This window comes from Pseudomonas yangonensis, assembly GCF_009932725.1.
Classification (GTDB): Bacteria; Pseudomonadota; Gammaproteobacteria; order Pseudomonadales; family Pseudomonadaceae; genus Aquipseudomonas; species Aquipseudomonas yangonensis.
In genome coordinates this window covers 1-17,974 of the sequence record NZ_BLJU01000027.1, presented here as the reverse complement: position 1 = coordinate 17,974, position 17,974 = coordinate 1, and the positions used below count along the sequence as shown (strand labels likewise).

The 17,974-nt window shown below is 63.8% G+C and carries 15 protein-coding genes; 14 read left to right on the top strand and 1 reads right to left on the bottom strand.

All coding sequences use genetic code 11. The annotated features are described in order from the left end of the window. Positions 1-101 precede the first annotated feature (101 nt). Entirely contained in the window at positions 102-758 is a 657-nt protein-coding gene (locus GYB81_RS21985; RefSeq protein WP_161866773.1) for a hypothetical protein, read from the top strand. A 39-nt stretch (positions 759-797) separates the two neighbouring features. Here the strand turns inward: GYB81_RS21985 and GYB81_RS21980 are convergent, their stop codons facing one another. After that, the gene (locus GYB81_RS21980) at positions 798-2,195 is read right to left on the bottom strand and encodes a pectin acetylesterase-family hydrolase (RefSeq protein WP_161866772.1); all 1,398 of its coding nucleotides are present in this window, start codon (positions 2,193-2,195) and stop codon (positions 798-800) included. 576 nt (positions 2,196-2,771) lie between these two features. Here GYB81_RS21980 and GYB81_RS21975 point away from each other — a divergent pair. The 13 genes from GYB81_RS21975 to nuoN all read left to right on the top strand — a co-directional run bounded on the left by GYB81_RS21975 (position 2,772) and on the right by nuoN (position 17,951). Next, on the top strand, positions 2,772-3,185 hold the full coding sequence (locus tag GYB81_RS21975; RefSeq protein ID WP_024308132.1) for an NADH-quinone oxidoreductase subunit A: 414 nt from the start codon (positions 2,772-2,774) through the stop codon (positions 3,183-3,185). Between the two features lie 10 nt (positions 3,186-3,195). Then, complete coding sequence (locus tag GYB81_RS21970) at positions 3,196-3,873, top strand: NuoB/complex I 20 kDa subunit family protein (RefSeq protein ID WP_161866771.1); 678 nt, start codon at positions 3,196-3,198, stop codon at positions 3,871-3,873. Positions 3,874-3,936: 63 nt separating this feature from the next. After that, positions 3,937-5,718 (top strand): NADH-quinone oxidoreductase subunit C/D, encoded by a 1,782-nt coding sequence (gene nuoC / locus GYB81_RS21965; RefSeq protein ID WP_161866770.1) that lies wholly within the window; start codon positions 3,937-3,939, stop codon positions 5,716-5,718. Further along, positions 5,715-6,215, top strand: coding sequence for an NADH-quinone oxidoreductase subunit NuoE (gene nuoE, locus GYB81_RS21960; RefSeq protein ID WP_161866905.1), 501 nt, complete (start codon positions 5,715-5,717; stop codon positions 6,213-6,215). Before nuoC ends, nuoE begins: the two co-directional genes overlap by 4 nt. Before the next feature lie 14 nt (positions 6,216-6,229). Further along, positions 6,230-7,591, top strand: coding sequence for an NADH-quinone oxidoreductase subunit NuoF (nuoF, locus tag GYB81_RS21955; protein WP_161866904.1), 1,362 nt, complete (start codon positions 6,230-6,232; stop codon positions 7,589-7,591). A 59-nt stretch (positions 7,592-7,650) separates the two neighbouring features. Then, complete coding sequence (gene nuoG, locus GYB81_RS21950; protein ID WP_161866769.1) at positions 7,651-10,359, top strand: NADH-quinone oxidoreductase subunit NuoG; 2,709 nt, start codon at positions 7,651-7,653, stop codon at positions 10,357-10,359. Beyond that, complete coding sequence (gene nuoH / locus GYB81_RS21945; protein WP_161866768.1) at positions 10,356-11,348, top strand: NADH-quinone oxidoreductase subunit NuoH; 993 nt, start codon at positions 10,356-10,358, stop codon at positions 11,346-11,348. The genes nuoG and nuoH overlap by 4 nt, the downstream gene beginning before the upstream one ends. Before the next feature lie 11 nt (positions 11,349-11,359). Beyond that, the gene (gene nuoI / locus GYB81_RS21940) at positions 11,360-11,908 is read left to right on the top strand and encodes an NADH-quinone oxidoreductase subunit NuoI (RefSeq protein WP_013715472.1); all 549 of its coding nucleotides are present in this window, start codon (positions 11,360-11,362) and stop codon (positions 11,906-11,908) included. A gap of 67 nt (positions 11,909-11,975) precedes the next feature. Further along, on the top strand, positions 11,976-12,485 hold the full coding sequence (gene nuoJ, locus GYB81_RS21935) for an NADH-quinone oxidoreductase subunit J (protein ID WP_161866767.1): 510 nt from the start codon (positions 11,976-11,978) through the stop codon (positions 12,483-12,485). Next, entirely contained in the window at positions 12,482-12,790 is a 309-nt protein-coding gene (nuoK, locus tag GYB81_RS21930; RefSeq protein WP_003460477.1) for an NADH-quinone oxidoreductase subunit NuoK, read from the top strand. The genes nuoJ and nuoK overlap by 4 nt, the downstream gene beginning before the upstream one ends. After that, the gene (gene nuoL, locus GYB81_RS21925) at positions 12,787-14,646 is read left to right on the top strand and encodes an NADH-quinone oxidoreductase subunit L (protein WP_161897948.1); all 1,860 of its coding nucleotides are present in this window, start codon (positions 12,787-12,789) and stop codon (positions 14,644-14,646) included. The genes nuoK and nuoL overlap by 4 nt, the downstream gene beginning before the upstream one ends. A gap of 271 nt (positions 14,647-14,917) precedes the next feature. Beyond that, the gene (nuoM, locus tag GYB81_RS21920) at positions 14,918-16,447 is read left to right on the top strand and encodes an NADH-quinone oxidoreductase subunit M (protein WP_161866765.1); all 1,530 of its coding nucleotides are present in this window, start codon (positions 14,918-14,920) and stop codon (positions 16,445-16,447) included. A gap of 19 nt (positions 16,448-16,466) precedes the next feature. Further along, positions 16,467-17,951, top strand: coding sequence for an NADH-quinone oxidoreductase subunit NuoN (nuoN, locus tag GYB81_RS21915; protein ID WP_161866764.1), 1,485 nt, complete (start codon positions 16,467-16,469; stop codon positions 17,949-17,951). The last annotated feature ends 23 nt before the right edge of the window (positions 17,952-17,974 follow it).

Below are 17,974 nucleotides of genomic sequence, written 5' to 3'. Positions count from 1 at the left end.
CCTCTCTCGCGCGCGAGAGAGGGCCCCATTCGATGCGCGGACAGGCAAGGCTCCGCGGCGACTTCTATGCTGCAAGGCATCATCCCGCGCAAGGATCGCCCATGCCCCGCTCCGCCCTGCTGTTCGGCTGCTGCGTTCTGGCTGGCTGTGCAGCACTCACCTGGTACTGGCAACGCCCCGTTGCAGATGAGCCCGTCAGTTCTCAGCCGGAACAACAGCCCACACCTTCCGTAGAGCCAGGCAGCGCCCCGCCCGCCTCGACCGACCTCAGCCGCGAACAGCGACAGCTGCTGGCAAGTCCGGAGGTCGAACAACAAGTGCGGCGCCTGGATTTCCATCAGCGCTACCGAGGCTTTATCGAGCACGCCAGGACCCTCCCCCGCAGCGACCGCGAAGCCCAGGCGCAGGAATTGAGTCAGGGCATCGACACCATGGAAAGCCGAGGCGAATTGGCACTGAGCGAAGCACTGCTGCTGCAGATCGCCCTGATCAAGGCCGTCAGCACTGACGAAAATGAACAGAAGAGACGCGCCCAAGCGTTGATCACCCGTTATCAGGCCATCAGCGCCGAGCGCGAAGCCAGACTGGCGCAACGGCCCGACCCAAACTTCGAGCGCTACAAGGCCGAGGAAAAACGCATCGTCGAGGAAGTACTCGCCCTGCAGAACATTCCCGATGGGCTTACTCGCGACCAATACCTCAGGCAACGCCTGCAGGAGGCACGCGAGCGCAATTATCGGCAAGATCCGGACAGCTGAACGCTGCAGCGAAACCGCTCGCTGCAGCGCCGGCTCTGCTCAGAGCAGTTGATCGAGCAGGTAGTACAGCAGATTGAATGGTTTGTTGCGGTCGGCCACATCGCTGCTTTCCGAAGCATCCAGGACCTGCCCGCTACCATCGAGCACGCTGCTGATGAAGTGATCCAGCTGCAGATTCTGCTCCTGAATATCGGAGTTGGCGAACTCGATGATGCTGGTGCAGTGGCTTTCGTTGACGTTGCGGAACTGCGGGAAATAGCCACCGACATTACCCAGGCTGGCCAACTGGCTGCGCAGACGCGTGGTATCAGTGGCCCAGCGCTGCCTGATCAACTCCTCCTTGGCCGCCTGATTCGGCGCATTGACGATCTCCGGATAGAAGCGCTCATAGGAATAGGACGAATAGTTCAGGTCCTGCCAGAAGTGCGTGTGCCCCATGCGGTCGCCCGGCAGGTTGCTCGACAGCGCCGGGTACAGACTGCCCAGGTCGTTGCGGTTGAAGCCTGGCAGACGTGCCTGCAGATACTGCAGCGGACCTTGAGCGGCATCCAGCCCCCAGGCCTGGCGAATGAAGGCCTGCAATGGATAGGACGGATACGCCTGATTGTCGCCGGCCAGGGCGGTGTACACCGGCCCGGAGTCATTGATCAGGAAACCGCGATCCGGGGCGATGTCCTGACGCAGATTGGCGTAGTTGGTCAGGCTCCCGGCGCCACCTGCACTGCAGCCCGTGGTCAGCATCTGGGTCGGTCGCGGCAGATTGTCCTTCAACCACCCGGCCACCGCGCGCATGTTGCGCAAGCCGTTGTGGTGCCACACCAGCGGAGGATTTTCCCCTTGTGGATCCTCGTAGATCGCCACCTTGTCGCCGGAGTAGATATCACCCGTGCAATACGGCACATAGACCATGTTCCAGTTCTGCGTCTTTACCCGCGTCCATGGGTGCAGGCGTACGACGAAGGGGCTCACCAGACTGGCCCCAGGGTTCAGCAACGACATGTAGTCATCGGCTATGCCGTCGGGATTGCGCGCACCGCGGATGCCGCTCTGCCCACTGCAGCTGGCGTAATCCCAGCAGGCACCGCCACCTTCCAGATAAATGATGGTGTTGCGTGTGTTCGGCACGCGGTTGATGAAGAACTTGTAAGGCGAGCCATTGCCGCACACCGCACCGGTTTGCGGCGCCATCTGGATCGTTTGCCAGCCGTAGTAGTTGCCGGGATTGAAGCCACTGTTGAAACCTGCCGGGTTGGCCAGCAGCGGGTATGGCCCGACACGCTGCGCGGGTGTGACCGGGTTGTCGGCCTTTGGCGGCGAGACCAGGTTGCTCAGACTTTGCCAGAAGTTGTAATCGCCCGGCTCGGCGCTAGCGGGCGCACTCAGAGCCAGCAGGAGAACAGCGGAAACGGCGCGCGGCAAGGAACGGACGACGGGCATGGCAACCCCCCTAATGTGTAATGCGTTTGAAGGGTCGGCATACCCAGGCAGGGCAACTGCGCAGACCCAGCGAATGGTGGGTACTGCTCGATCAGCGAGGCATCGCTCTACGGCGATTCATGCACGCTAGTACAAGATCAGCTGAATGGCACCATAGTTCGGATAACAATTGGTTATATAACCAGCGCGCGCTATGCAGTGGAGGAATTTGGTGAGGCGCCTTGCTGCTTTGGCCCTAACACCAAAGTGGCAGTGAATTGCTCACTTAGCCGAGGCCAATCACGCCGTGAAATGAGGCAAATTAGTCGGATGAATGTCTAGGCAATTGCCAGATCAAAACCCTCAGCTATAGTCCTGAAGCACCGTGCCAAACGCCTCGCTGAAAAATTGCAGCGAAGCGACAAGTCAATCAGAAGTCCGACAGAAACGATCAAGCGGCAGGAATAATTTTTCTCTGAAAAATTTACTTACAGTTACCTTGCACATAGTATTGTGTACACACTTTGCGTCAGCGCCCTTTCCGGCGCCTGGCCACTAACAAATTAAAAGCCGTTCCTTAGTTCAAGGAGTACCGGCATGCCTGATGCGGTAACGACCATGTCCCAGAACTGGGCTTTCGCTGTTTTCCTGCTGGGTGTCTGCGGGCTGATCGCCTTCATGCTCGGCCTTTCCAGCCTGCTCGGCAGCAAGGCCTGGGGACGCAGCAAGAACGAGCCTTTCGAGTCGGGCATGCTTCCCACCGGTAGCGCGCGTCTGCGCCTGTCAGCCAAGTTCTATCTGGTCGCGATGCTCTTCGTGATCTTCGACGTTGAAGCCCTCTATCTCTTCGCTTGGGCAGTCTCGGTGCGCGAAAGCGGCTGGGCGGGCCTGATCGAAGCTACAGTTTTCATAGCAATTCTGTTGGCAGGTCTTGTCTATCTTTGGCGTATCGGCGCGCTCGACTGGGCACCGCAGGGACGTCGCGAACGGCAGGCGAAGCTGAAACAATGAGGCTTTGGCGATGCAATACAAACTTACTCGGGTCGACCCGAATGCGCCCCACGAGGCGTATCCGATCGGCCAGCGGGAGGTCGTCTCCGACCCGCTGCTAGAGGACCAGGTTCACAAGAACATCTACATGGGCAAGCTCTCGGACGTGCTCAACGGCGCGGTCAACTGGGGGCGCAAGAATTCCTTGTGGCCGTACAACTTCGGCCTGTCCTGCTGCTATGTGGAAATGACCACCGCCTTCACCGCCCCGCACGACGTGGCGCGTTTCGGTGCGGAAGTCATTCGCGCATCACCCCGCCAGGCAGACTTCATGGTCATCGCCGGCACCTGCTTCATCAAGATGGCGCCGGTCATCCAGCGTCTCTATGAGCAGATGCTGGAGCCCAAGTGGGTCATCTCCATGGGTTCATGCGCCAATTCCGGCGGCATGTACGACATCTACTCGGTCGTTCAGGGCGTGGACAAGTTCCTCCCCGTGGACGTCTACATTCCTGGCTGCCCGCCCCGTCCGGAGGCGTTCCTGCAAGGCCTGATGCTGCTGCAGGAATCCATCGGCCAGGAGCGCCGCCCGCTTTCCTGGGTCGTTGGCGATCAAGGCATCTACCGTGCCGAAATGCCTTCGCAGAAGGAACAGCGACGCGAGCAGCGAATCGCCGTTACCAACCTGCGTAGCCCCGACGAAGTCTGAGCCGATGCTTGCCTGCGCAAGCGTCAAGCCCACTTTCTACGTTGATCGACAGCGACCGAGACCATGACTCAAGACACCGTTGTGTCCATACCGCCTTACAAGGCTGACGACCAGGACGTCGTCGCCGAACTTCAAGCCCGCTTTGGCGAAGACAGTTTCACCCTGCAGGCGACCCGCACCGGCATGCCGGTTCTCTGGGTCGCCCGTGAGCGCCTCATCGAAGTGCTCACCTGCCTGCGCAACCTGCCGCGCCCCTACGTGATGCTTTACGACCTTCACGGCATCGACGAGCGCCTGCGTACCCAGCGTCGCGGCCTGCCGGACGCCGACTTCACGGTGTTCTATCACCTGATGTCGCTGGAGCGTAATAGTGACGTAATGGTCAAGGTCGCCTTGTCCGAGAGCGACCTCAACCTGCCCACTGCCACCGGTATCTGGCCAAACGCCAACTGGTACGAGCGCGAAGTCTGGGACCTGTACGGCATCACCTTCACCGGTCACCCGCACCTGAGCCGCATCATGATGCCGCCGACCTGGGAAGGTCACCCGCTGCGCAAGGACTATCCGGCGCGCGCCACCGAATTCGACCCGTTCAGCCTGACCCTGGCCAAGCAGCAGCTGGAAGAAGAAGCCGCGCGCTTTCGCCCCGAAGACTGGGGCATGAAACGCGGCGGCGAGCACGAGGACTACATGTTCCTCAACCTCGGCCCGAACCACCCGTCTGCCCACGGTGCCTTCCGCATCATCCTGCAGCTCGACGGCGAAGAGATCGTCGATTGCGTACCGGAGATCGGCTACCACCACCGTGGCGCCGAGAAGATGGCCGAACGCCAGAGCTGGCACAGCTTCATCCCCTACACCGACCGCATCGACTACCTCGGCGGGGTGATGAACAACCTGCCCTACGTGCTTTCGGTGGAAAAGCTCGCCGGCATCAAGGTGCCGGCCCGTGTCGACTTCATCCGCGTGATGCTCGCCGAATTCTTCCGCATCACCAGCCACCTGCTGTTCCTCGGCACCTACATCCAGGACGTCGGTGCCATGACGCCGGTGTTCTTCACCTTCACCGACCGCCAGCGCGCCTACAAGGTGATCGAAGCCATCACCGGCTTCCGCCTGCACCCGGCCTGGTACCGCATCGGCGGCGTCGCCCACGACCTGCCGCGCGGCTGGGACAAGCTGGTCAAGGAGTTCGTCGACTGGCTGCCCAAGCGCCTCGACGAATACGAGAAGGCAGCGCTGAAGAACAGCATCCTCAAGGCCCGCACCATCGGCGTGGCACAGTACAACACCAAGGAAGCGCTGGAATGGGGTACCACTGGTGCCGGTCTGCGCGCCACCGGCTGCGACTTCGACCTGCGCAAGGCGCGCCCCTACTCCGGCTACGAGCACTTCGAGTTCGAGGTGCCGCTGGCCGCCAATGGCGACGCCTATGACCGCTGCATGGTGCGCGTGGAAGAGATGCGCCAGAGCATCCGCATCATCGACCAGTGCCTGAAGAACATGCCGGAAGGCCCGTACAAGGCCGATCACCCGCTGACCACGCCGCCGCCGAAAGAGCGCACGCTGCAGCACATCGAAACCCTGATCACCCACTTCCTGCAGGTTTCCTGGGGCCCGGTCATGCCGGCCAACGAAAGCTTCCAGATGATCGAGGCGACCAAGGGCATCAACAGCTACTACCTGACGAGCGACGGCAGCACCATGAGCTACCGCACCCGGATTCGCACCCCCAGCTTCGCCCACCTGCAGCAGATCCCCTCGGTGATCCGCGGCAGCATGGTGGCGGATCTGATCGCCTATCTTGGCAGTATCGACTTCGTCATGGCCGATGTGGACCGCTGATCATGAGCACGCTAATTCAGACCGACCGTTTCACCCTCAGCGAAACCGAGCGCTCGGCCATCGAGCACGAGATGCATCACTACGAAGACCCGCGCGCCGCCAGCATCGAGGCGCTGAAGATCGTTCAGAAAGAACGCGGCTGGGTGCCGGACGGCGCCGCCGATGCCATCGGCGAAGTCCTCGGCATCCCGGCCAGCGACGTCGAGGGCGTGGCCACCTTCTACAGCCAGATCTTCCGCCAGCCGGTGGGCCGCCACGTGATTCGCGTGTGCGACAGCATGACCTGCTACATCGGCGGCCATGAATCGGTGGTCGGTGAGATGCAGAAGCAGCTCGGCATCGGCCTTGGCCAGACCACCGCCGACAACCGCTTCACCCTGCTGCCGGTGTGCTGCCTGGGCAACTGCGACAAGGCCCCGGCACTGATGATCGACGATGACACCTTCGGCGATGTTCAACCGGGCGGCGTCGCCAAGCTGCTGGAGGATTATCCATGAGTCGGCGCACCGCTATGAAAACCCTGACCTCCATTGGCCCAGCCAACCGCATCGCCCGCAGCGAAGAAACCCACCCGCTGACCTGGCGCCTGCGTGACGACGCCCAGCCGGTGTGGCTGGAGGAATACCAGCAGAAGAACGGCTACACGGCCGCGCGCAAGGCACTGACCGAGATGGCCCAGGCCGACATCGTGCAGACCGTCAAGGAATCCGGCCTAAAAGGCCGTGGCGGTGCAGGCTTCCCCACGGGCGTGAAGTGGGGCCTGATGCCGGCCGACGAATCCATGAACATCCGCTACCTGCTGTGCAATGCGGACGAAATGGAGCCCAACACCTGGAAAGACCGCATGCTGATGGAGCAGCTGCCGCACCTGTTGGTGGAAGGCATGCTGATCTCCGCGCGCGCGCTCAAGGCCTACCGCGGCTACATCTTCCTGCGCGGCGAATACGTCGACGCCGCCGCCAACCTCAACCTCGCCATCGAGGAAGCCAAGGCCGCAGGCCTCTTGGGCAAGAACATCTTCGGCTCAGGCTTCGATTTCGAGCTGTTCGTCCACACCGGCGCCGGCCGCTACATCTGCGGCGAAGAAACCGCGCTGATCAACTCGCTGGAAGGCCGCCGCGCCAACCCGCGCGCCAAGCCGCCCTTCCCCGCTGCCGTCGGCGTGTGGGGCAAACCGACCTGCGTCAACAACGTCGAGACCCTGTGCAACGTGCCGGCCATCGTTGGCCAGGGCGTGGAGTGGTACAAGGGGCTCGCCCGCCCGGGCAGCGAAGACCACGGCACCAAGCTGATGGGTTTCTCCGGCAAGGTGAAGAACCCCGGCCTGTGGGAGCTGCCGTTCGGCATCACCGCACGCGAATTGTTCGAGGATTATGCCGGCGGCATGCGCGATGGTTACCAGCTCAAATGCTGGCAGCCGGGCGGTGCCGGCACCGGCTTCCTTTTGCCCGAGCACCTCGAGGCGCAGATGTACGCCGGCGGCATCGCCAAGGTCGGCACGCGCATGGGCACCGGCCTGGCGCTGGCGGTGGACGACTCGATCAACATGGTCTCTCTGCTGCGCAACATGGAAGAGTTCTTCGCCCGCGAGTCCTGCGGCTGGTGTACGCCATGCCGCGACGGCCTGCCGTGGAGCGTGAAGATTCTCCGCGCCCTGGAGCGTGGCGAAGGCACCCGCGAGGACATCGCCACCCTGCTGGGGCTGGTCAACTTCCTCGGCCCGGGCAAGACCTTCTGTGCTCACGCACCGGGTGCCGTGGAGCCGTTGGGCAGCGCGATCAAATATTTCCGTGAAGAGTTCGAGGCCGGAATGGCCCAGGCCGGTGTGGCCAAGGTGGCGATCACGCCCCGCATGCCGGCAAGTGCGAGCTGAACAGACGAATTCCCTTAGCCAGCCGCTTTTATGAAGCGGGTAAACGAAGACTCAAAGAAATGGCCACTATCCACGTAGACGGCAAAGATTTCGAAGTCGATGGGGCAGACAACCTCCTGCAGGCCTGCCTGTCCCTCGGACTCGATATCCCCTACTTCTGCTGGCACCCGGCGCTAGGCAGCGTCGGTGCCTGCCGCCAGTGCGCGGTCAAGCAGTACAACGACGAGAACGACACTCGTGGTCGCATCGTCATGTCCTGCATGACGCCTGCCACCGACAACACCTGGATCAGCATCGACGACGAGGAATCCAAGGCGTTCCGCGCCAGCGTCGTCGAATGGCTGATGACCAACCACCCGCACGACTGCCCGGTGTGCGAGGAAGGCGGCCACTGCCACCTGCAGGACATGACGGTGATGACCGGGCACAACGCCCGTCGCTACCGTTTCACCAAGCGTACCCACCAGAACCAGGAACTTGGCCCCTTCATCGCCCACGAGATGAACCGCTGCATCGCCTGCTACCGCTGCGTGCGCTACTACAAGGATTACGCTGGCGGCACCGACCTGGGCGTCTATGGCGCGCATGACAACGTGTACTTCGGCCGCGTCGAGGACGGCACGCTGGAAAGCGAGTTCTCCGGCAACCTGGTGGAGGTCTGCCCCACCGGTGTATTCACCGACAAGACCCACTCCGAGCGCTACAACCGCAAGTGGGACATGCAATTCGCCCCGAGCATCTGCCATGGCTGCTCCAGCGGCTGCAACATCAGCCCCGGTGAGCGCTACGGCGAGCTGCGCCGTATCGAGAACCGCTTCAACGGCTCGGTGAACCAGTACTTCCTCTGCGACCGTGGTCGCTTCGGCTATGGCTATGTCAACCGCGAAGACCGCCCGCGTCAGCCACTGCTGGCCGGCCAGGCCATCGGCATCGACGCCGCGCTGGACAAGGCCGCCGAGCTGCTCAAGGGCAAGCGCGTGATCGGCATTGGCTCGCCGCGCGCCAGCCTGGAATCCAACTTCGCCCTGCGCGAGCTGGTCGGCGCCAGCAACTTCTATAGCGGCATCGCCGCCAGCGAACTGGCCAACATCCGCCTGATCCGCGACATCCTGCAAAACGGCCCGCTGCCGACCCCGACCCTGCGCGACGTGGAGTTGCACGACGCGATTTTCGTCCTCGGCGAAGACCTGACCCAGACCGCCGCGCGCCTGGCCCTGGCCCTGCGCCAGGCAGTCAAGGGCAAGGCCACCGAAATCGCTGCCGGTGCGCGCATTCAGGACTGGCACATGGCGGCGGTGCAGAACGTTGCCCAGCACGCCCTGCACCCGCTGTTCATCGCCAGCGTCGCTGAAACCCGCCTCGACGATATCGCCGAGCAGTGCGTGCACGCCGCGCCGGCCGACCTGGCCCGTATCGGTTTCGCCGTGGCCCACGCCATCGACCCGAACGCCCCGGCCGTCGACGGCCTGGACGCCGAAGCCGGCGAACTGGTGCAGCGCATCGCCGATGCCCTGATCAATGCCAAGCGCCCGCTGATCGTCTCCGGCGCCTCCCTGGGCGACAAGGCCCTGATCGAAGCCGCCGCCAATATCGCCAACGCGCTGAAGAATCGTGAGAAGAACGGCTCGCTGAGCCTGGTGGTGCCCGAAGCCAACAGCCTGGGCCTGGCACTGCTCGGTGGTGATTCCGTCGATGCCGCACTCGATGCTCTGAGCAACGGCCAGGCCGATGCCGTGGTAGTACTGGAAAACGACCTGTACCGCCGCGCGGATACCGCCAAGGTCGATGCCGCACTCAGCGCCGCACAGACGGTGATCGTCGCCGATCACCAGCGCACCGCCACCAGCGAACGCGCCCATCTGCTGCTGCCGGCGGCCAGCTTCGCCGAAGGCGACGGCACCCTGGTCAGCCTCGAAGGCCGCGCCCAGCGCTTCTTCCAGGTCTATGAGCCGAGCTACTACGACAGCAACATTCTGATCCGCGAAGGCTGGCGCTGGCTGCACGCGCTGCACAGCACCCTGCAAGGCAAGGCCGTGGACTGGACGCAACTGGATCAGGTCACCGCAGCCTGCGCCGCCAGTAACCCGCATTTGTCCGGCATCAAGGATGCCGCGCCGAGCGCCTCGTTCCGCATCAAGGGCCTCAAGCTCGCCCGCGAGCCGCACCGCTACAGCGGCCGCACCGCCATGCGCGCCAATATCAGCGTGCACGAGCCACGTCAGCCGCAGGATCAGGACACTGCCTTCGCCTTCTCCATGGAAGGCTACGCCGGCAGCAAGGAAGACCGTCAGCAGATTCCGTTCGCCTGGTCGCCGGGCTGGAACTCGCCGCAGGCCTGGAACAAGTTCCAGGACGAGGTCGGTGGTCATCTGCGTGCCGGCGACCCCGGCGTGCGCCTGCTCGAAGCCGCCGGTAACGCCCTGCCCTGGTTCAGCGTGAACGCTGCCTTCAATCCGGCAGCCGGCACCTGGCAGGTGGCGCCGCTGCACCACCTGTTCGGCAGCGAGGAAAACTCCGCGCGCGCCAAACCGATTCAGGAACGTATGCCCGAACCTTACGTGGCCCTGGCCCGCGATGAAGCGGCACGCCTGGGGGTGAACGACGGTGCGCTGCTGGCCCTGCGCGTCAATGGCCAGGCCCTGCGCCTGCCGCTCAAGGTGCGCGATGACCTGGCCATCGGCCTGGTCGGCTTGCCGCTTGGCCTGCCTGGGATTCCGGCGGTCATCGCCGGTGCCAGCGTGACCCTGCTGCAGGAGGCCGCGCAATGAGCTGGTTGACGCCCGAACTGATCGAGATCGTCGTCGCGGTACTCAAAGCCATCGTCATCCTGCTGGTGGTGGTGGTCTGCGGCGCGCTGCTGAGCTTCATCGAGCGCCGTCTGCTCGGCTGGTGGCAGGATCGCTACGGGCCCAACCGCGTGGGGCCGTTCGGCATGTTCCAGATCGCCGCCGACATGATCAAGATGTTCTTCAAGGAGGACTGGACGCCGCCATTCGCCGACAGGTTCATCTTCATCCTGGCGCCGATGATCGCCTTCTCGGCGATGCTGATGGCCTTCGCCATCATCCCCATCACCCCGACCTGGGGCGTGGCGGATCTGAACATCGGCATCCTGTTCTTCTTCGCCATGGCCGGGCTTTCGGTCTACGCGGTGCTGTTCGCCGGCTGGTCGAGCAACAACAAGTTCGCCCTGCTCGGCAGCCTGCGTGCCTCGGCCCAGACCATCTCCTACGAGGTGTTCCTGGCCTTGGCGCTGATGGGCGTGGTGGCGCAGGTCGGCTCGTTCAACATGCGCGACATCGTTGATTACCAGGCGCAGAACCTGTGGTTCATCATTCCGCAGTTCTTCGGCTTCTGTACCTTCTTCATCGCCGCCGTCGCCGTGACCCACCGTCACCCGTTCGACCAGCCGGAAGCCGAGCAGGAGCTGGCCGACGGTTACCACATCGAATACGCCGGGATGAAATGGGGCATGTTCTTCGTTGGCGAGTACGTGGCCATCGTCACCGTGTCGGCCTTGTTGGTAACCCTGTTCTTCGGTGGCTGGCACGGCCCGTTCGGCATCCTGCCGCAGATTCCGTTCTTCTGGTTCGCGCTGAAAACGGCCTTCTTCATCATGATCTTCATCCTGCTGCGCGCGTCGATCCCACGCCCGCGCTATGACCAGGTCATGGCCTTCAGCTGGAAGTTCTGCCTGCCGCTGACCCTGATCAACCTGCTGGTGACCGGCGCCGTCGTGCTGGCCACGGCCCAGTAAGGAGAAAAGCAATGTTCAAGTACATCTGGGACGTGCTGGTCGGTACCGGCACCCAACTGCGCAGCCTGGCCATGGTCTTCAGCCATGGCTTTCGCAAGCGCGACACCCTGCAATACCCGGAAGAACCGGTCTACCTGCCGCCGCGCTACCGTGGCCGCATCGTCCTGACCCGCGACCCCGACGGCGAGGAGCGCTGCGTGGCCTGCAACCTGTGCGCCGTGGCCTGCCCGGTGGGCTGCATCTCGCTGCAGAAGGCCGAGACCGACGACGGGCGCTGGTACCCAGAGTTCTTCCGCATCAACTTCTCGCGCTGCATCTTCTGCGGCCTGTGCGAGGAAGCCTGCCCGACCACCGCGATCCAGCTCACTCCCGATTTCGAGATGGGCGAGTTCAAGCGTCAGGATCTGGTGTACGAGAAGGAAGACCTGCTGATCAGCGGCCCCGGCAAGAACCCGGACTACAACTTCTACCGCGTTGCCGGTATGGCCATCGCCGGCAAGCCCAAGGGCGCCGCGCAGAACGAGGCCGAGCCGATCAACGTCAAGAGCCTGCTGCCATGACCCGTTCTTACCCTCTCCCCCAGCCCCTCTCCCGCAAGCGGGAGAGGGGAGCAATGAGGAGCTTCTGATGGAATTCGCGTTCTACTTCGCCGCCGGTGTGGCGGTGGCATCGACGGTTGGGGTGGTCACCAACACCAACCCGGTGCATGCCCTGCTCTATCTCATCGTCTCGCTCTTGGCGGTGTCGATGGTGTTCTTCGCCCTCGGCGCGCCCTTTGCCGGCGCGCTGGAAATCATCGTCTACGCCGGCGCCATCATGGTGCTGTTCGTCTTCGTGGTGATGATGCTCAACCTCGGCCCGGCTGCCGCCGAGCAGGAGCGCAAGTGGCTGACGCCCGGCATCTGGGTCGGCCCGGCGATTCTCAGCGCTTTGCTGCTGGGCCAGTTGCTTTATGTGCTGCTGAACCACGTCAGCGACGCCCATATCGGCCACACCACAGTGGAAGCCAAGGCCGTCGGCATCAGCCTGTTCGGCCCCTATCTGCTGGCGGTGGAGCTGGCTTCCATGCTGCTGCTCGCCGCACTGGTCGCTGCCTACCACCTGGGCCGCCATGACGCCAAGGAGCCCACCCTATGACCGGCATCCCACTCGAACACGGCCTGGCCCTGGCCGGCGTGCTGTTCTGCATCGGCCTGGTCGGCCTGATGGTGCGGCGCAACATCCTGTTCATCCTGATGAGCCTGGAAGTGATGATGAACGCCGCTGCACTGGCCTTCGTCGTCGCCGGCGCCCGCTGGGGCGCGGCTGACGGCCAGGTGATGTTCATTCTGGTGATCACCCTGGCAGCCGCCGAGGCCAGTATCGGCCTGGCGATCCTGCTGCAGCTGTATCGCCGCTTCAACACTCTGGATATCGACGCTGCCAGCGAGATGCGCGGATGAACCTTCTAGCCCTGACTCTATTCTTCCCGCTGCTCGGCTGGCTGCTGCTGGCCTTCTCGCGCGGGCGCTTCTCGGAAAATACCAGCGCAGTGATCGGTGTCGGCTCCATTGGCCTGGCGGCGGCCAGCGCAGCCTGGGTCATCGCCGCCTTTCTCGGCAATCCGTCGGCCGGCGGCGCCTACAGCCTGACCCTGTGGCAGTGGATGAGCGTCGAAGGCCTGGCGCCGAGCTTCACTCTGCACCTGGACGGCCTGTCGGTGACCATGCTCGGCGTGGTCACCGGCGTGGGTTTTCTGATCCACCTGTTCGCCAGCTGGTACATGCGCGGCGAGGAAGGCTATTCGCGCTTCTTCGCCTACACCAACCTGTTCATCTTCAGCATGTTGCTGCTGGTGCTCGGCGACAACCTGCTGGTGCTGTTCTTCGGCTGGGAAGGCGTGGGCCTGTGCTCGTACCTCCTGATCGGCTTCTACTACAAGCACGTGCCCAACGGTAACGCGGCGCTCAAGGCCTTCATCGTCACCCGCGTGGGCGACGTGTTCCTGATGATCGGCATGTTCCTGCTGTTCATCAACCTCGGCACGCTGAACATCCAGGAGCTGATGGTGCTGGCGCCGCAGCAGTACGCGGCCGGCGACGGCTGGCTGTGGCTGGCCACCCTGATGCTGCTCGGCGGTGCGGTGGGCAAGTCCGCCCAGTTGCCGCTGCAGACCTGGCTGGCCGACGCCATGGCCGGCCCGACCCCGGTGTCGGCGTTGATCCACGCCGCGACCATGGTCACCGCCGGCGTCTACCTGATCGCCCGTACCCATGGTCTGTTCGTGCTGACCCCGGAGATTCTCGAACTGGTCGGCATCGTCGGCGGCGTGACCCTGGTGCTGGCCGGCTTCGCCGCGCTGGTGCAGACCGACATCAAGCGCATCCTCGCCTATTCGACCATGAGCCAGATCGGCTACATGTTCCTGGCCCTGGGTGTCGGCGCCTGGGATGCGGCGATCTTCCACCTGATGACCCACGCCTTCTTCAAGGCCCTGCTGTTCCTCGCCTCCGGTGCAGTGATCCACGCCTGCCACCACGAGCAGAACATCTTTAAGATGGGCGGGCTGTGGAAGAAGCTGCCACTGGCCTACGCCAGCTTCGTCGTCGGCGGCGCTGCCCTGGCCGCCCTGCCGCTGCTGACCGCCGGCTTCTACTCCAAGGACGAAATCCTCTGGGAAGCCTTCGCCAGCGGCCACAGCGAGCTGCTCTATGCGGGTCTGGTCGGCGCCTTCCTGACCTCGATCTACACCTTCCGCCTGATCTTCATCGCCTTCCACGGCGAGCAGAAGACCGAGGCACACGCCGGCCATGGCATTGCCCACAACCTGCCACTGATGGTGCTCATCGTGCTGTCCACCTTCATCGGCGCCTGGATCACCCCGCCGCTGGCCGGCGTGCTGCCGCAAAGCGCCGGCCATGCCGGCGGCGAGGCCAAGCACAGCCTGGAACTGCTGTCGGGGCTGATCGCGGTGAGCGGCATCGTCATCGCCGCCCTGCTCTTCCTCGGCCAGCGGCGCGTTGCCAGCGCCGTGGCGCAGAGCGCGCCGGGTCGTTTGCTGAGCGCTCTGTGGTTCGCCGCCTGGGGCTTCGACTGGCTCTACGACAAGCTGTTCGTGCGCCCCTACCTTGCGCTCTGCCACCTGCTGCGCCGCGACCCCATCGACCGCAGCATCGGCCTGATTCCGCTGCTTGCGCGCGGTGGCAACGCCGCACTGGTGCGCAGCGAAACCGGCCAGGTGCGCTGGTACGCCGCTTCGATCGCCGGGGGCGCCGTGCTGGTGCTCGCCGCCATCCTCTTTCTTGGTGGGGTCTATTGATGTTTCGCACACGGCCGCGCCGGAGCCCGTTTTTGCGCGGGGCAAGGCACGAGGAGAGAAGTTTGGTCGCTCCAAATGAACGACGAGTAACGCAGCAGCGCGCAAAAACGGGCCCGGCCCTTCGGGTTGCGCGCCAAATAGCGCCACGCTGCGTTGCAGGACTTGGCAAGGGAACACCATTACCGGCGTCCTACGCCTTGCCTGGCGCTATTTCGCGCAGCAACGCGGCTCGTGTCGAAACGTCAATAGACCCCAAGGAAAACAGCCTGTCATGATTCTGCCCTGGCTAATCCTGATTCCCTTCATCGGCGGCCTGCTGTGCTGGCAAGGCGAGCGCTTTGGCCACGTCCTGCCGCGCTGGATCGCCCTGCTCACCATGGGCCTGCTGTTCGGCCTGAGCCTGTGGCTGTGGGTCAGCGGTGATTTCACCCTGGCGCCGGCCCCGGACGGCGGCCCGCGCTGGGCCCACGAGTTCGTCATCGACTGGATCCCGCGCATGGGGATCACCATCCACCTGGCGATGGACGGCCTGTCGGTGCTGATGGTGGTGCTTACCGGCCTGCTCGGTGTGCTGTCTGTGCTGTGCTCGTGGAACGAGATCCAGAACCGCGTCGGCTTCTTTCACCTCAACCTGATGTGGATTCTTGGTGGCGTGGTCGGCGTGTTCCTCGCCGTCGATCTGTTCCTGTTCTTCTTCTTCTGGGAAATGATGCTGGTGCCGATGTATTTCCTCATCGCGCTCTGGGGGCACAGCGGCAGCGACGGACGCACGCGCATCACCGCCGCCACCAAGTTCTTCATCTTCACCCAGGCCAGCGGTCTGATCATGCTGCTGGCGATCCTGGCCCTGGTGTTCGTGCACTTCAACCAGACCGGCGTGCTCAGCTTCAACTACGCCGACCTGCTGAAGACCGAGCTGGCACCGGGCACCGAATACCTGCTGATGCTCGGTTTCTTCGTCGCCTTCGCGGTGAAGTTCCCGGTGGTGCCGGTGCACTCCTGGCTGCCGGATGCCCACGCCCAGGCGCCCACCGCCGGGTCCGTGGACCTGGCCGGTATCCTGCTGAAGACCGCTGCCTACGGCCTGCTGCGCTTCGCCCTGCCGCTGTTCCCCAACGCCTCGGCGGAGTTCGCGCCCATCGCCCAGTGGCTCGGCGTGTTCGCCATCGTCTACGGCGCGCTGCTGTCGTTCGCGCAGACCGATATCAAGCGCCTGGTGGCCTATTCCAGTGTGTCGCACATGGGCTTCGTGCTGATCGCCATCTATTCGGGCAGCCAGATCGCCCTGCAGGGCGCGGTGGTGCAGATGGTCGCCCACGGCCTGTCCGCCGCCGCGCTGTTCATCCTCTGCGGCCAGCTCTACGAGCGCCTGCACACCCGTGACCTGCGTCAGATGGGTGGGATCTGGGCGCGCATGCCCTGGCTGCCGGCCATCAGCCTGTTCTTCGCCGCTGCCGCGCTGGGTCTGCCCGGTACCGGTAACTTCGTCGGTGAATTCCTCATCCTGATCGGCAGCTTCCCCGGCGCGCCCTGGGTCGTGGTGATCGCCGCCAGCGGCCTGGTGCTCGGCTCGGTGTACGCCTTGGCGATGATCCACCGCGCCTACTTCGGCCCGGTGCAGCAGGAAGCGCCGCTGCCCGGGCTGAAAGCCCGCGAATTGGCCATGGTGCTCGGCCTTGGCGTGCTGCTGATTCTGCTTGGCGTTTACCCGCAACCGGTGCTCGACACCTCCGCTGCCAGCATGCATGGCGTGCAGCAGTGGATGGCTGGCGCCCTCTATCAACTCGCCTCGGGCCGGTAAGGGTAAGGATTAGAGACTCATGGAACATCACGCTGTCGAATTCACCCTGCAACACCTGATCGCCCTGCTGCCGCTGCTGGTGACCAGCCTCACCGCTGTCGTGGTGATGCTGGCGATCGCCGCCAAGCGTAATCACACGGTGACCTTCATCCTCTCGGTCGCGGGCCTGAACCTCGCGCTGCTGTCGCTCATTCCAACGCTGGACGTGGCACCATTGGAAGTCACCCCGCTGCTGCTGATCGACAACTTCGCCTGCTACTACATGGCGCTGGTGCTGGCCGCAAGCCTGGCCTGCATCACGCTCATCCATGCCTACCTGGGAGGTGAGTCGGGCAAGGGTTACCCACGCAACCGCGAGGAGCTCTACCTGCTGGTGCTGCTGTCGGCTGCCGGCGGTCTGGTGCTGGTCAGCGCGCAGCATCTGGCCGGCCTGTTCATCGGCCTGGAACTGCTGTCAGTGCCCACTTACGGGATGATCGCCTACGCCTTCTTCAACAAGCGCTCGCTGGAAGCCGGCATCAAGTACATGGTGCTGTCGGCCGCAGGCAGCGCCTTCCTGCTGTTCGGCATGGCGCTGCTGTACGCCGAGTCGGGCAACCTGGCCTTCGCCGATATCGGCGCCAGCCTGATGCGCGAAAGCAGCCAACTGGTGCAGATCGGCATCGGCATGATGCTGATCGGCCTGGCCTTCAAGCTGTCGCTGGTGCCCTTCCACCTGTGGACACCGGACGTCTACGAAGGCGCTCCGGCGCCGGTGGCGGCCTTCCTGGCTACCGCCAGCAAGGTGGCGGTATTCGCCGTGCTGCTGCGCCTGTACCAGATATCTCCGGCCATGACCGGCGGCTGGCTGAGCGACCTGCTGACCCTGATCGCCATCGCTTCGATCCTGTTCGGCAACCTGCTGGCCCTGCTGCAGAACAACCTCAAGCGCCTGCTGGGTTACTCCTCCATCGCCCACTTCGGCTACCTGCTGGTGGCGCTGATCGCCAGCAAGGGCCTGGCGGTCGAAGCAGTGGGCGTGTACCTGGCCACCTACGTGCTGACCAGCCTCGGCGCCTTCGGCGTGATCACCCTGATGTCCACGCCCTACAGCGGCCGCGATGCCGATGCGCTGTACGAGTACCGTGGCCTGTTCTGGAGGCGTCCGTACCTGACTGCCGTGCTCACGGTGATGATGCTGTCGCTGGCCGGCATTCCCCTCACCGCAGGCTTCATCGGCAAGTTCTACGTGATCGCCGCCGGTGTCGAGGCGCAACTCTGGTGGCTGCTCGGAGCCATGGTGCTGGGTAGCGCCATCGGCGTGTTCTATTACCTGCGGGTGATGGTCACCCTGTTCATGCGCGAACCCAACATGCATCGCCACGACGCCCCCTTCGACTGGGGTCAGCGCGCCGGCGGCATCATGCTGCTGGTGGTCGCCCTGCTCGCCTTCATCATCGGCGTGTACCCGCAGCCACTGCTGGAGCTGGTCCAGCACGCCGGACTGGTTGCCCTGGCGTACTGAACGAAAAGCCCCGCAATGCAGAC